The organism is Schaedlerella sp., from assembly GCF_056796775.1.
The window spans coordinates 140190-155877 of record NZ_JBQIKP010000003.1; the positions used below are offsets into that span (position 1 = coordinate 140190).

Sequence of the window (15688 nt, forward strand, 5' to 3'; positions counted from 1 at the left end):
TCCAGGGAGGCGCTGCCAGTCGTGCGGGGGCAGCCGTTGAAAAATGGGTTTAGACCATGATGCAGAAGGAGACGATCCCGCAATGAATTCCAGCTTAAAAAAATCTGAATTCTGCGGAATCGTCTCATCCCTGCTTGTCAGGGGTTAAAAATCAGTATTAACCGATAGCCCCTATCAATCCTGATACTTGATCCTTTCCACCAGAGACGTCCTGTCCTGCTCCTTCAGGCAGCCGTAGGACACCGCCATGGGAAGAAGGACCATGGCCGCGATATACAATCCCACCGCCGCGAACGGAAACCGGTAATGCAGATAAGGGGCGGTCCGGCTCATATACCGTATCAATCCAAATCCGGCCAGAGACCCTGCCGTGAGCGTGATGACCAGATTCGGCAGCGCAAGAAGCAGGCTCTCCCACAGAAGCATCCCGCGCAGCTGCTTTTGCTCCATCCCTACGGATTCCAGCATGGACAGCTCCTTTTTCCGGGAGGCGAAGCTGCCGATCAGCGTATTGACCAAATTGAAAAGGCTGAACAAAATGATGAACAGGGAAAGTCCATAGATCTGGGTCTGATTTGCCCGGATCGAAACGGAATCCTCCTGCATCTGTTCCCGCAGTGTAGAGAGGCTGAGGTCGTCATATCCGCTGATCAGTTCTCTCAGATCCTCTTCTATCTGCAGCCCGTTCTTTTCGTAATCCTCCGCGGAAATGGTGAAGTGATACGCGGTATTCATATTTTTCCACAATTTTTTCATAGTTACGTCTGTCATGCAGAACTCATCCTCGCCGCCGGAAGCCGGATCTGCAACGGATTCCGATGCGACGGCCGCAACCTCCAGTTCAATCTGATGCTCCTCTCCGTCAAAATACCGGACGGTCAGCATTTCTCCGGGTACAAACGAGGCTCCGGTGAGCTGCTCGTAAAGTTCCGGCCTGGTGATCAGGATGGCATCGTGCTCCGCCAGATATTCATAGGTATTGTTCCCCTCGGCGTCCAACTGAAAATATTCGGTATCATTTTCCGTAAGGGGATAGAAGGGCTGAGTAAATGTGCTCCCATTGCGTTCGATCACGCCTGTCGCGGCGCGTGCCGTCTGTACATCCTTCACATGGGGAATCTGCCGGATGCGCTGCTCCAGCTCCTCGCTCAGATGGCCGGTCAGCTGCATGTCTGTGATCCCGTAAGTTTTCGGCGACGTGTGGCTGTACAGATAAGAGAGAACGTATTCCCCGTTTCGGAAAAAATCCTGCCTGGAAAATGCTTCCTTGTCCCAGGAGGCATTCCAGGTGGAGGCAGCCATAAACAGGAGGCCGCCCAAGGCAAGGGACGCTGTCGTAAGCCACCATTTCTTCCGGCTGCTCCGGTTTTCCAGTCTGGCCAGTGTGTATGGGGACAAGGGCCTGCGGCGGGAGAGAGAAAAATGCCCGCCCGCTTCATCATTCCCTGTACTCTTTGCCGCGTCCACCGGGGTAATCTTTGCCGCAAAGGAGGCGGGCCTGCGGATGGAAAACTGTACAATGAAGCTCGCCGCAGCTGCCGCAAGGAGACAGATGATCCCATAATTTTTCCAATTCCATCCGGACGGCAGCAGGATATACGCGATGATCCCGCCAAGCAGCAGCCCCGTGGGAATGGAGACTGCGCTGAGCAGCCAGCCCTCCCGGCGTATCATCTTCCGGACCTGCACCGGAGTCATCCCAATGGTCTGGAACTGTCCGATCTGCCGCACCCGGGACATTACGGAAAAATAAAAAATACTGTAGATCACAAGGCCGCCTGCAAAAAAGAGCAGGACAGCGACAAAGAAAACGACATATAATCCGGAGTTCCCTTTCTGGAGCGATTCGCCGAATTTCCCATTGGGGTTGACGTCCGGACGGCTGATCCCATGATCGGCGGCAAGCTGGTAGATCAGCGTGGTAAATTCGGTATAAGGCATGCCGTCCGTATCTCGGAGACGCACAAGGGCTTCATAGGGGATCTGCTTCATCAGATCGCTCTTCTCCGCAAATTCCCGGGAGACATAGACGCTGTATGAGGAAGACGGAAATGCTTTCTCCGTCAGTCCGGTGATGACAAATTCCTCCATACCATTTCCCGTGTCCAGAGTGACAGAGGAACCGATCCTGCCCCCGTTTTCCAAAGCCGCCGCGGAGTCCGGATCCGCTGCTTTATCCAATGCTTCTACAAAGGCCCTGTCCACCACGATCTCGTTATACTTCTCGGGCGCCGCGCCTTCTGCAAGCTGATAGGTTTCTATGGCCGCGTCATGGCTTCCGAAGAAGGTATAATGATATTTGGCGTCTCCTGCCTGAAAATCCGTTTCACTGAATTTGTAAGGGATCGAAAGCTGGGCCCGCTCATCATTTCCCAATTCCTCCACCTGTTCGGCGGTCACATCCATATAAATGACATGCTGCATTTTTTCAAGGATCTGCTGCTCCGCAAAATGATAGCCCATGAGGTAAAGGGAAAGGGTGGAGACCAGCAGGACCGCCAGCAGGATCGACAGCGCAGAAAAGAAGGCGGACAGCTTCTTGGAAAGCAGGTTATTTTTGGCAAGCCGGAAAAGCAGCCGGCGGTTATTGTTTTTGTTCAGTCCCATAGTTACCACCTGCTTTCCGCGATCTTTCCGTCTTCGATGCGGATCGTGCGGTCTGCTGACTGGGCGATCTCATCGTTGTGGGTGATCATGACAATGGTCTGGTGAAAATTTTTGCTGGTGGTCTGGAGCAGGCCGATCACCTCCTGACTTGTGCGGCTGTCCAGATTTCCAGTCGGCTCGTCGGCCAGGATGATGGCGGGCTTCGCGGCCAGCGCTCTTGCGATGGCCGCGCGCTGCTGCTGCCCTCCGGACAGCTTGCCGGGCTTTCTCGACAGCTTATCCCCCAGTCCCAGGGTGCGGACAACCTCCATCAGATACGTTTCATCCGGTTCCCGGCCGTCCAGCTCCACCGGAAGGACGATATTGTCATATATGGTCAGATTCGGGACAAGGTTGTAGTTCTGGAAAATAAATCCGATCTTTCTCCTCCGGAAAATGGTAAGCTCGTTCCGGTCCATCCCGTTCAGTTCCTGGCCGTCTACGACGACACTCCCGCTTGTGGGCGTATCCAGCCCGCCCAGCATGTGGAGGAGCGTGCTCTTGCCGGAGCCGGAGGTCCCGACAACCGCGGTAAAACTGCCCTGCTCGATCTCCATGGTGATCCCGTCCAGGGCCTTCACCAGAACCGGCTCTTCGCCGTAATATTTTTTGAGATCATTGGTGCGTAAAATATTCATGTCTATCATCTCCTTATGTATTCGTTCTCTTTCCCAACCGTACAGTTGGTATCTTTATGATAGGCGTGAATGGTATCGATCCTGTTTCAAATTCAAAAAGAAAAGTATCAAAACCGAAACATTTAAAGGCGCCCGGTTCAGACCCGGTTCGGGAGACAGACGGAGAAGCAGCTTCCCTCCCCCGGCGCGGAGCGGACGGCGATATACCCTTTCTGCAGAGTAATGATATACCTTGCGAGATACAATCCCAACCCTAAGCCCTCCTCCTGCGACACACTTTTTTCCCTGTAAAACCGTTTGAAAATGTCGTTGATATGGGCAGGTTCGATTCCCCTTCCTGTATCCTGTATCCGGATTTCCGAATACATTTCCCCGACCCGGACCAAGATGCGGATGCTCCCATTTTCCGGCGTATACTTCACCGCGTTGTCCAGAATATTTTCAATGGCCTCCGCCGTCCATTTCCTGTCGTGGCAGACCTGGACCGAGGAGCGGCAGTCCACAGAGATCTCGATATGTTTGAGTTCGGCCTTATGCATGATATTATTGACGGCGGCCGCAAGCGTGTCCAGGATCCTGCGGTTTTCCATGTCCGGATGGATCATATCCGTTTCCAGCCGGGAAGCCTTCAAAAGCGTGTCCAGGAGAAAATCCAGCTTGATGAGCTGCTGCTCCATGATCTTGTTTGGGCTGCTGCAGGTGATCCCGTGACCGGGCGTATCCTGCTGCGCCGGATCCTTTGCCGCTGATACAAAATCCGATGCGGCCGGAAACATCGGCGCTTCTTCCTCCGACAGCATTTCACAGTACATCCTGAGATTCGAAACCGGCGTTTTGATCTGATGGGTGATCTCCGAGATCATTTCCAGGAGCTGCTGCTTTTCCCTTCTGCTTTCTTCCAGACGCAGGGCGGTCATCCGTTCCATTTTCTCCAGTTCCATCACCACCTTGGAGGTGAGCGTCTCCCGGTTCTGCTGGTCGGGCAGAGACTCTCCCTGCATGACCTGTTCCGCGTAGCGGCAGAGCTCCGAGGAAAGACGGACAAACTGCCTGCGGAAATGAAAATAAATGCACAGGCTGATCAGGCCGCAGAACAAAACGGCTGCGGCCAATCCCCCCGTCATTTGCGGCCTCCGACCCATTTATAGCCTAAGCCGTAAATGGTCTTGATATACTCATGCTCCCCGTCTGCGATCTTATTTCTCAGCCGGCTCACGTTTAAGGAAAGAGTATGCTCATTGACATAGTTTTCCTTCCGGTCCCAGATCTTTTCCAGAAGGATGTCCTTGGTCAGGATCTGGTCCCGGTTCCGGCAGAATACTTCCAATATCTCAAACTCCGTGGGTGTGAGGGAAACCACGTTCCCCCGGCTTTTTACGATCCGGTTTTCCAGGTCAACGGACAGGCTTCCGGCCGTATAGACCTTTTGTCCCTGCGCGCCGGAGCATCTTCTCAGTACAGTCTGGATCTTCTCCATCAGCACCTTAACGCTGAACGGTTTTACGATATAATCGTCCGCGCCAAAGCGCAGCCCCTGGATGATCTCCTCCTCCAAATTGTGAGCCGTCAGGAAAACAAAGGGAACATTGCTGCGGGAGATGGTTTCCCTGGCAAGATCAAATCCATTTCCATCGGGCAGATTGACATCCAGCAGGATCAGGTCAAAATGCTCCTGCGTCAGGAGGGACTTCGCCTCTTCGATACCATATGCGGAAAAGGGGGTGATGCCGCGCTTCTGGAGGTGATAGCACAGGCCGGAATTTAAGAGTTCGTCGTCTTCGATGACTAAAATTTGTGTCTGCATGGTGTGATTCTTCTTTCTGTTGGAGTGGATGGATGCGGGGAAAGAAATCCCCTTCGTTACAGGTCACGCCTAGTCAAGATGGGACATGTAACTCCTCTTCTGCTGTTGATAGTATAGCAAGCCCGGGACATTGTTTCAATGGGGCAGATGCATTGCGATGTGAAAAATGATAGTATTTTTCCTACAAATATGGTACACTGAATCATATAAATGGAAAAAGATATGGAGCCTATTTGGTATGTTACGAAAACTGTTAAGATAATGGAGGCGAAATAAACATTTTGAATAAAGATATTTTTAAAAGTACGGTATTGGATTCCTACCCATCTTATACTAAAAAAATTATTTTGAAACAGGCAGTTAATGAAGGACTGATTATTAATAATAAAAAACGCAGTCCACAGATGACATTGAATTTCACGGATAGTATAGACGTGACTGCCGACGAGACATTAGACGATAAGTTAAAACATATGTTAGAATCAGAAAATATTCTGGCATTGATTGAGGAATATGAATACAGAAAACCATATCGTCATTTTTGTTATTTTGAATATACTTTTCTGAATATTCAAAAAATACAGCAATTGGTCGAAAATGGAAAGGTCAATGTTTTTGATAAAAAGGAACAGAGGGCAGTAGATGATCTGAAAAAACCGACAATTTATATATTGGGTGAAACGATATATATCAAGTTTTCCTATATGCTTCAAAATGACGCTGGAAATACAATAAAATATATAATGCTGGCAGTGATTGATAAAGAGAACAGCCTTTTGGAAATCCGATTTGATCAGGTAGGTATCGCATATAAAAATTCTTATACTTTTTACAAAAGCAAGGTCGCTGAAATTTTAGATTTTTTGAAAATAAATATACAGCTTGAGGTAATAGATATTGACTTTAAAGCGGTAGTGGATTATATGAAATCTGAGAAAGATGACATTACGATTGTTGCTCAGAGAATGACGAGAAATGGTACAACAGCTTATCTGGAGGCTTATGAAGACGAGGCTGGCATTATTCCGATACTGGGAGAGCTTGATAAGTTTATTGAGGAACAGAAAGAACTGTTTGAACAGAATGACAGCACCCGGAAAATCAGAGACAGATTAAGAGATTTTCTGAACAAGATTGAAGTAAAATCAGATATGCCTGTTGTGAAGATCAGGATAGATGAATCCGGAATAAAATTTGGTATTACACATAAATATAAAGATACGGATTATAGCTTGTTTATGATTTATGGTGAGTTAATCAGAGAGGAGATGATGAGCAGTGTCAAAGAATACGTTATGCAATGCTATAAAGAACTTACAGCTGCAACATCAGCTGACTCCATATCAACAGAAAAAGTATTATGAATTTTTTGCAGCTATAGAAGAAGGCGATTATATTTACCCAGGGCAGTTGAAATCAAAATTGGCGATAGATATAAAGACTGCCTATGGAATCCTGGAAGAGTTGAAGAAGCAGGGATATCTGGAGAACCTATATGAAATATATTGCTTTGACTGCAATAAAAGTAAAGGGATATTTCTTGAGTCATTAGAGCAATTTACTCCTGACCTATATTGTGATTTTTGCGGAAGGCCATTATCACTGGAAGACAACATTATAGTCTTGTATAAGGTGATAAGACTATGAATAAAAAGATGGACAATTTTAACCTCCGAGAATATCTCGACCAGATTGTACAGAATGATCTTGATAAGTTTGAAGGATTTATAAAATGGACAGAAAATGACAAAAATCAATTTAAGATGCTGCTGGAAAATTTGAAGCAACCTTATGATAAAACTGTCGAAACTACGAAGTCTAAAGGCGATCGGCTGGAAGAATTAGTGGAGTTTATTATTAAGAAAAGCTACTTTTTTGAAATTTTTAAAAATGTAAAAACAGAGACAAATGAAATAGATGAAGTGATTGTTCTCTCAGACAGGGGAAAGCAGGCGATGAAGAGTTTTCAGCTTTCCAGAGAACTTATCCCGATAGACGAGGATATATTTCTGGGGGAATGTAAAAATTTCAGTTCGACGTTGGGCGTAACTTATGTGGGGAAATTTTACAGCTTGATGGTAGTTACAGGTATTTCATTTGGGATTATTTTTACACAAAAGGGGTTAACAGGAGATTCCGAGGGCTATAAGGATGCATATGGTTTGACAAAAGTTCTTAGAATGGTTGAAAAGAGTAAAAAGGATGGAAAGGATTTTTATATTTTGACATTTACTTTGGAAGACTATGAAAAGATGCTGCAGGGAATCACTTTTTTTGAGATTATAAAAGCAAAAAAACTGGAACTGCAGATGGCATCAGACTATATCCATTTTATAAAGGAAAACAGGCATGATGCCGAAGCGGAAGTGATGAAGATAATGGAATGTGTTCCGAATAAAATTTCCGCCTGTATGGCTGGTAAAATTTTATGACACATTCTGTGTCATAAGCTCCATATGCCGCCGCCGCGCCGCCCCGGAATCCCGGGACATTGGTATTCTGATGTGCAGGAAAGCGAATGACAGGGAACCGCAGGAAAAGGGGAACACTATGGGCTATCAGGATGAATGGCTTCTTTTGGAAGCCGAGGATGATCTGGATGAGGTGGAGCACAGACCGCCGACAGAAGAATTTTTATTTTACCAGGCAGTGACCAATGGGGATCTGGACGCAGTCCGGGAGAATTGCGAGCAGGAACGGTTTCTTGACAGTGAGGGAGTCGGCGTGCTGTCCAGGAATCCGGTTACAAACCTGAAGTATCATTTTGTGATCACGACGGCAATGGTCACGCGTCTTTGCAAGCAGAAGGGGATGGAACTGGAGCAGGCGTTCCGGATGAGCGATTTTTATATTCAGAAGCTGGACGATATCCATACGGTACAGGGGGTGCGGAATCTGCACGACTCGATGGTTCTGGACTATGCGGAAAAGATGCGGAGGATCAGCCGGAGCGATACCAATTCCCGGCATATCAATGCCTGCAAGGAGTACATTTATTCCCATATCAAGGAACGGATCACGATCGAAGACCTGGCGGATGCCCTGGGGGTCTCTTCCAGCTACCTCTCCCGGCTGTTTAAGAAGGAGACGGGGGATTCCGTCAGCGCCTATATACGCGGGCAGAAGATCGAGATGGCAAAGAACCTGCTGCAGTACAGCGAGTATTCCATGATCGACATCGCGAACCGGCTGTCCTTCTCTTCGCAGAGCCATTTTATACAGCAGTTCCGTGAAGCTGTGGGCATGACCCCGAAGAAATACCGGGACATCAATCATATGATCCAGTGGGATATCGATGGGGAAAATGAGATCGGAGAGGATCAGGAAAATCTATAAAACAGACGGCGCAGCATATGACAGATGCTGCGCCGTAACATTTTTCCGCCTGTACGGCTGCAATCCGAAATCTCAGTTTAGCAGCCTACAGGCGGACATTTTTCAGAGAATCAGCCGAATCTCATTTTCTTCCTCAAGAATTCCGGCGGGGATATAGCTGCTGTCCAGTTCCCTCCCATTGAGGATCAGCTTTTGAAAACCGGATTCCCTGCCGTCCGGGTTCTCGATTCGGATATGCAGATGCTTTCCGCGGAAATCCTTCTCGATCTCCAGGTGCTCCCAGCCCTTCGGGATGGACGGGGCGATCCGGATTCCTTCCGGATCCGGACGCAGACCCAGGATCCCTTCCACACATCCGACCATGACCGTGGAAGCGGTGCCGGTCAGCCAATGGACATGGGAGCGGCCCGGATGTTCGCTGGCGCGGCCTTCCGTAAACTGGCCGTAGCAGTAGGGCTCCAGGCGGCGGATCTCCGCCCGGTCATTCTGGGCGGCCGGGGCATTTTCCATAAAGTAGGTGAAGGCGCGTTCCCCATGCCCCCGGAGGGCTTCCGCCAGGATCAGCCATCCCTGGGACTGGGAAAAGATGCCTGCGTTTTCCTTGGTCCCCTGGTTGTAGATGACGGCAAGCGCGCCGTCAAACGCGTGCGCATGGTAAGGCGGATCCATCAGGAGGGCGCCGTAGTCTGTGTTTAGATTCTTATATACATTTTCCAGTACCGCATCGGCCTGGCCGGGAGAGGCAAGCCCGCTGATGACCGCCCAGCTCTGGGGGTTCAGCCATAGGCTGGCTTCCGGATCAGCCGGGGCGCCGATCCGCTCTCCATGCTCCGTATATCCCCGGATAAACCGGTCCTGATCCCAGCACAGAGTTTGGATGATGGTTCCGGCCTCCGCCAGCTTTTCTTCCAGATATTTTACATAGTCCGCATCCTTTTTATATTCAGCAAATCTTTTTAAAATATCCAGTGCATAGTAAAACTGCATGGCTACAAAGGAAGACTCCCCGTCCGCGCCCAGGCGCAGGCAGTCGTTCCAGTCCGCGTAGAGCCCGGCAGGCATGCCGTGGGGGCCCAGGTGATCTAGAGAAAACTGGATTGCGCGCTGCAGATGCCCGTAAACCGTATCTTCCTCCTTGTCCGCAAAGGGGATGATCTCATCCAGAAAATCCAGATTTCCTGTTTCGGAAATATATTTCCAGACCGTGGGAAAGAGCCACAGGGCATCATCCGCGCGGTAGGCCGGATGCCCGGTCTCCTGCCGGTAGGAAGCGTCATCGGGCGTATCCTCCTGTCCCGGGCAGTGGGTGAACTTTACAAGGGGCAGTCCTCCGCCGCGGCTGACCTGGGCGGAGAGCATAAAGCGGAGCTTTTCCGCCGCCATTTCCGGAGCGAGGTGGATGATGCCCTGGATATCCTGCACGGTATCCCGGTAGCCGTAACCGTTTCGCAGCCCGCAGTAGATGAAGGAGGCGGCCCTGGACCAGATAAATGTCATAAAGCAGTTGTAGGCGTTCCAGGTATTGAGCATGGTGTCAAATTCCGGACTGGGAGTACGGACCTTTAAATGATCCAGCTTTTCGTACCAGAAGGACTTTAATTCCTGCAGCTCCTTTTTTGTCTGTGCTGCCGGATCCGCATAGGAATCCAGGATGGAAGCCGCGGCTTCGGAGCCGTCCGGTCCGAGCGCAAACAGGATGGTCTTCGTTTCCCCCGGCGCCAGCGTGACCTGACAGGAAAGGGCGCCGCAGGAATTCTCATTGTAGCTGTCCACATTTCCCAGGCTGCCGGAAATGACGCCCAGGGGATTGCCGTAGCCGTGGTATTTCCCCAGAAAATGCTCCTTTTCTCCGCAGTAGGAAGCAACCTCGGCTCCGGCAAGTCCGAAGAAGCGCTCGGTCACATTCTTGGAATCCACCTGCCCGTCCTCCGGGAGGGCGTCCAGATTGCCGTGGATCTGCTGGATGATCCGGTTCTTTTCAAATAGGGTCTTCGTGATAAACAGGGAATACTGCAGATTCACCTGATCCTGTTCGTAATTGCTGTGGTTTGTAAATTCGGCATAGCCGGTCAGGGTCAGGTCCCTGGCCCGCTCCGAATGATTGGAGACGGAAAGCGTCCAGACCTCATAGGATTTTCCGAGGGGGACGTAATAAGCGGCTTCAGAGCGAATCCCGCTGTAGTCGGCGGTCATTACGGTATAGCCCATGCCGTGGCGGCATTCGTACCTGCACAGATCCAGAGACTTGCCGACGGGCTGCCAGGAGGCGGACCAGTAGTCGGCGGAGTCGTTGTCCCGGAGGTAGAGGTAGCGCCCCGGCTGGTCGAAGCTGTTGAAAATGTAACGGAGGATCCGGCCGTTTGCGCCGGATTTTGCAAAGCTGTAGCCTCCCGCGTTGTTAGAAATGATGGCGCCGTATTCCGGGGAGCCCAGGTAGTTGACCCAGGGGGCCGGGGTGTCCGGGCGGGTGATCACATATTCTCGGTTCAGGGAGTCAAAGTATCCGTAGTTCATAGGGGAATGTTTCCTTTCTTTTATGTGGTTTAGAGAGGGGGGGACGCTCAGACAAAAATCATTGTCCGCGTCACCCCGCTTTCGCTTCGCAAAAAACGCAGCGGTACTAAGCTCGAAAGAACCTCGCTAAGTGCCGGCGTTTTTTGAGAGGTTCCTTTGGACAATGATTTTTGTCTGAGCTGCGCTTTCGGCTGAAACGTACAGGTTTACAGCAGAGTTACAGTGATAGTATGCCGCGCATTGGGAAGGGCGGTCAGGGTTTCGCGTGGGAGGACTACATAGGCATCTTCGCTGACCGCGAGCGGCGCCTGATCGCAGGCGGCGGAGGCGATGCGGTAGGAGCCGAAATCTTTCCGCTGTTTGTTTTCATATATGATTGTAAAAAGTCTGCCGGCGAAGGGGACGGTGAGGGCGGCGCGGCATTCCTCATCGAATTGGGAGGCCAGGAGCTTGGGGTACAGGACCAGGCTGCCGGACTCTCCGCGGACGCCGAAGACCTCGGTGATCATGGTGAGCATGAACCAGCTTGCGGCGCCGGTCAGGTAGTGGTACATTCCGCGGCCGTCGGAGCGGAAGTATTCCGGTATGCCGGGGTAGATATGGCTGGTGTCAAAATCCAGGGCCGTATCGGCAAGGGTTTTCAGGGCTTTCCAGCCCTCTTTCGCGAAGCCGCGCCGATAGAGGGCGTTGGCGTACATGACGGCCATATGGGAAAAGACCGCGCCGTTTTCCTTTTCCCCGTAGGCAAATCCGAACATGCGCCCCATATCGAATTTCAGTTCATGAAAATCTGTGTTCAGGCGGTAGCCGCCGATCTCCTTTTGATAGAGATAATGGTCAGCGCTTTTGGTGATCTTTTCGATGTGCGTGTCCTGCGCAGTTCCGCTCATGATGGCAAAGACCTGTCCTGTCAGCATCATGCGGACCTGGTCTCCGAAAAAGCCCTCCACCGCGCGGCCGTGGTTGTCGTAGTAGCTGTTGAACCAGCCTTCCCCGTCGGGGCCTTCGATCCATTCATGCTCCCGCAGGTATTCCATGAGCCAGTTGGCCTTCTGGATCAGATTGACCGTAAGGGAGGAGAGAGGAACACGGACACGCCTTCCGCTGAGCGTGTGCCTGCACCGCGCGGTATAGTCGGACAGGATCCGGCGCTTTTTGTCAATGTCGCCGAAGGCTTCAGAGCTGCTGTCCAGCAGGATCGTGATCTCTTCCAGGAGCTCAGCGGTATGTGAGGAGGAATGCTCATCCAGGCTGCGGATCATGGCCGCAAGCTCCAGCAGATTGCCGGCGTAGGCACAGGTGAAGGCCACGCTTTCCCCGTGCTCGGAAGCCATATCCAGAGCGTCATTCCAGTCCGCGCCGCGGAGACGGCAGATATTGTGCGCGCCTGTCTCATAAAAGGCGGTGAGCTGCTGGATGAGAAGATGCTCTAAGATCGTTCCGGTGTAAATGTCTCCGGCAGCGGTGCGCTGTCTGTTTCCGGTTTCCGGCTCCCACAGGGAATCAACGGCATTTCCCCGCATGGTCTGGGCGTCCTTAAAATAGGAAACCGATTTGTTCAGGATTTCGATATCCCCGGTCTGGTCGATATAGAGCCTGGTGGTCATCAGCGGCCAGAGCGCGTGGTCCATCCAGACCCGCGGGATGCCGTTCCGGTCCGCAATGAAATTGCCGTCTCCGCTGCCGATGATGGTGGCATTGGTCCCGTCGACGCGGACGCCGCCGTAATTTGCGGCGATCATTTTGCCCACCTGGTCCGGCTCCATCAGCAGCAGGGAGAGGCAGTCCTGCCAGAGATCCCTCCATCCCCGTCCGCCTCTGCCGTAGTCGTGGTGGGGCAGGAAGGAGCAGCCGAACAGGCGGCGCAGAAACGGCTGAAAGCAGATCCATTTCATCAGGCAGTCAAAATCCGCGTCCCCGGTGCGGAAACAGACAGAGACCTGATCCTGCCAGCAGGCTTTGGTATCCTCCAGGGCATGCAGTACCTTTTCGGAGGTATTGTATTTTTCAAAAATGCGGGAAATGCGTTCTTCGCTCTCTTCCGTTCCCAGAAGGACGATGTAGTCCGCCCGCCCGCCGGGAGCCAGGGAAATCGGCTCAAAACGGAAAGCGCCCATGGCTTCCTTTCCTGCCGCGGAGGTATGGGCCGGACATCCGGGATATCCCTCGTATACGGCCCGGGGGCGCGTAAAGGTGCCTCCTTCTCCGAGGAACGCTTCCACAGTGGGATAAAAAGCAGCCGGCGCGCTGCCCGCCCCCGTGCAGCCCATGACATAATAGATCCGGCTGTTGGGACGGTGCCCCTTCTCGTCAAAGGACATGGTGGGGCAGACAAAAACTCCGTGCCGGTCTGTGCGGATGCGGTGGAGCATGGAGGTTACATTCCGATGGTCCCGGATGTTGTCCGCGCTGCGCCCGTAGATGGGGACGGCAGCGTAAGGTGTCAGATTCTGCATGGTATTTGAAATATTCTGCACGGTCACGTACATGATCTCCGCCTGCTCCCCGTTGGGGATAAAGGAAGTCACCGTGGTTTCGAGCTGGTGGACTCTGGAAGTCCTTTTGATCGTGTGACGCATAAATCCGGCTGTCAATTCGCTGTCATCCTGCAGCTTGGTGAATTTATCCGCCTCCTGCCGCGCAGAGACACCCGCGGCTGAATATACTTCTGCGTCATTTTTTACAAACCAGAAGTTGCGCCCGGAACGGCTGCTGTGCAGATCCTCGGAACTGACAGGCTCTAAAAGGAAGCTTTCCTGGTCAATTTTGGCATCCCCGCCCAGGTTCGGCGTAACGGCGCTTTTCAATCCGGCCTCGGAAGCAAGCGGGAAGTATAAGTAACTCGTATTTTCCGGCCGCTCCATCACAAAGCTGCCGTGCTCATCAATAAATTTCAGATGTTTCAATGTTTTGCTCCTTTCCTGCTGTTTCATACCCACAGGGCATTCCATAACTCCGGCCGCTCATCAAGACGCATGAGTTTTTCCGGCAGTTCCTCAGGTATAGAAACATCATAATAGAAAGAGTGAAATTATGAAAATCAGAATCATGAGAAAAATATCAGAATCATGACCTGAAATGTTATATTGAGCGCCAGATAAATCTGCCGCTCAGTATAATATGACGCGCACAGCCGCGCAGGGACATCTGCAGCCACGCTGTTCCACGCGATGGTAAAGAATCTGCGATAGGGTCATGAATTTGATATTTTGTTAAAATTCATAATATATTGTCAGAAAATTATGCGCTATAATCCGGGCATACTAAAAAAGCGGGGCGGCAGCTCCGCAGAATGAAGAGGAGGATTTTTCAAATGAAAAAGAGAGTGGTATGTATCGTATTGGCTGCGGCTATGGCAGCAGGCTCACTGGCAGGCTGCGGAAGCAAACCCGGCTCCGGCGGCTCTGACGGCGGGGCGGCAGGAGAAGCATCCGGCGGCGAAGAGGGCAAGGTCATCAATATCTATAGCTGGAACGATGAGTTCCGGGAGCGTGTGGAGGCTGTTTATCCGGAAGTGAAGGAGACCTCTTCGGACGGAACCGTGACTACGTTAAACGACGGTACAGAGATTCACTGGATCATCAATCCGAACCAGGACGGTGTCTACCAGCAGAAGCTGGATGAAGCGCTGATGAAGCAGGCAGACGCGGCAGCAGATGATAAGGTGGATATCTTCCTGTCAGAGACGGATTATGTCAATAAATATACGGACGCGGAAGCAGACGTGGCAATGCCTCTTACAGATCTTGGAATCGACCCGGATTCGGAGCTGTCCGACCAGTATGAATTTACCAAAGTAACGGCTTCAGATACGGAGGGCGTCCAGAGGGGATCCACCTGGCAGTGCTGCCCGGGGCTGCTGGTATATCGCAGGGACATTGCGAAGGAAGTATTCGGTACGGATGATCCGGAGGAGATCGGCGAAAAGGTCAAGGATTGGGATACCATGAAGGCAACGGCGGAAGAGCTCAAGGCGAAGGGATATTTTACATTTTCCTCCTATGCGGACACATTCCGGCTGTATGGCAACAGCATTGAAAATTCCTGGGTGAGTCCGGGAGAATCTACCATCAAGGTGGATCAGAAGATCGTGGACTGGATCAATGATTCCAAGGAGTGGCTGGACGCAGGCTATCTTGACAAGACGGTAAAGGGCCAGTGGAATGACGACTGGAACAAGGCAATGGGCTCCGCGTCTAAGGTATTCGCGTTTCTGTTCCCGGCGTGGGGAATTGATTTTACCCTGAAACCGAACTGGGATGGAGAAGACGGCGTATGGGCCGTGACCAATCCTCCGCAGGAATACAACTGGGGCGGTTCCTATGTACATGCATGTACAGGCACGGATAATCCGGAGCATGTAAAAGACATTATCCTGGCGGTCACCGTGGACAAAGAGAATCTGCTGAAGATTTCCAAGGACTACTCAGATTTTACAAATACGACAAGCGGAATGCAGGAAGCGGCAAAGGATGATTCCTATGCTTCGGAATTCCTGGGAGGACAGAATCCGTTTACATACTTTGCGCCGGTTGCGGAAAATATCAAGATCGCGCCTCTCTGCGCCTATGACCAGGGATGTGTGGAGCTGATCCAGAACTCGTTCAGTGATTATCTGCAGGGAAAAGTGGACTACGACAAGGCAAAAGCAAACTTTGAGACTGCGATCATAGAACGCTATCCGGATATTACTGCGGTAGAATGGCCGGAGTAAAGAGAGAAGGCTTTGGAGCGCCGCGGTTCACCGGCC

General features: G+C 51.4%; 10 protein-coding genes. 4 read left to right on the forward strand and 6 right to left on the reverse strand.

Annotated features, from left to right (window positions below; translation table 11 throughout):
* Positions 1-174: 174 nt before the first annotated feature.
* The 4 genes from ACTOY7_RS03025 to ACTOY7_RS03040 all read right to left on the reverse strand — a co-directional run bounded on the left by ACTOY7_RS03025 (position 175) and on the right by ACTOY7_RS03040 (position 5088).
* Positions 175-2607 carry an ABC transporter permease gene (locus tag ACTOY7_RS03025; RefSeq protein ID WP_482670906.1) on the reverse strand — a complete coding sequence of 811 codons (2433 nt, stop codon included), beginning with the start codon at positions 2605-2607 and terminating at the stop codon, positions 175-177.
* 2 nt (positions 2608-2609) lie between these two features.
* A complete protein-coding gene (locus ACTOY7_RS03030; RefSeq protein ID WP_300884911.1) occupies positions 2610-3284 on the reverse strand; it encodes an ABC transporter ATP-binding protein in 675 nt (224 codons plus the stop codon).
* 137 nt (positions 3285-3421) lie between these two features.
* Positions 3422-4408, reverse strand: coding sequence for a sensor histidine kinase (locus ACTOY7_RS03035; RefSeq protein WP_482670907.1), 987 nt, complete (start codon positions 4406-4408; stop codon positions 3422-3424).
* The gene (locus tag ACTOY7_RS03040; protein WP_300884915.1) at positions 4405-5088 is read right to left on the reverse strand and encodes a response regulator transcription factor; all 684 of its coding nucleotides are present in this window, start codon (positions 5086-5088) and stop codon (positions 4405-4407) included. Before ACTOY7_RS03040 ends, ACTOY7_RS03035 begins: the two co-directional genes overlap by 4 nt.
* A 281-nt stretch (positions 5089-5369) precedes the next feature.
* Between ACTOY7_RS03040 and ACTOY7_RS03045 the strand changes: the two genes are divergently transcribed.
* From ACTOY7_RS03045 to ACTOY7_RS03055, 3 genes are all read left to right on the forward strand, one after another.
* Positions 5370-6452, forward strand: coding sequence for a hypothetical protein (locus ACTOY7_RS03045; RefSeq protein ID WP_300884916.1), 1083 nt, complete (start codon positions 5370-5372; stop codon positions 6450-6452).
* A 279-nt stretch (positions 6453-6731) separates the two neighbouring features.
* Entirely contained in the window at positions 6732-7520 is a 789-nt protein-coding gene (locus tag ACTOY7_RS03050) for a hypothetical protein (RefSeq protein WP_300884917.1), read from the forward strand.
* A 118-nt stretch (positions 7521-7638) separates the two neighbouring features.
* Entirely contained in the window at positions 7639-8424 is a 786-nt protein-coding gene (locus tag ACTOY7_RS03055; protein ID WP_300884919.1) for an AraC family transcriptional regulator, read from the forward strand.
* Between the two features lie 102 nt (positions 8425-8526).
* Here the strand turns inward: ACTOY7_RS03055 and ACTOY7_RS03060 are convergent, their stop codons facing one another.
* Together ACTOY7_RS03060 and ACTOY7_RS03065 are read right to left on the reverse strand one after the other, a co-directional pair.
* Positions 8527-10938, reverse strand: a complete 2412-nt coding sequence (locus ACTOY7_RS03060; protein ID WP_482670908.1) for a glycoside hydrolase family 94 protein — start codon at positions 10936-10938, stop codon at positions 8527-8529.
* A 206-nt stretch (positions 10939-11144) separates the two neighbouring features.
* Positions 11145-13844 (reverse strand): GH36-type glycosyl hydrolase domain-containing protein, encoded by a 2700-nt coding sequence (locus ACTOY7_RS03065; protein ID WP_482670909.1) that lies wholly within the window; start codon positions 13842-13844, stop codon positions 11145-11147.
* Between the two features lie 407 nt (positions 13845-14251).
* Between ACTOY7_RS03065 and ACTOY7_RS03070 the strand changes: the two genes are divergently transcribed.
* Positions 14252-15652, forward strand: a complete 1401-nt coding sequence (locus ACTOY7_RS03070; protein ID WP_160284944.1) for a type 2 periplasmic-binding domain-containing protein — start codon at positions 14252-14254, stop codon at positions 15650-15652.
* Positions 15653-15688 lie beyond the last annotated feature (36 nt).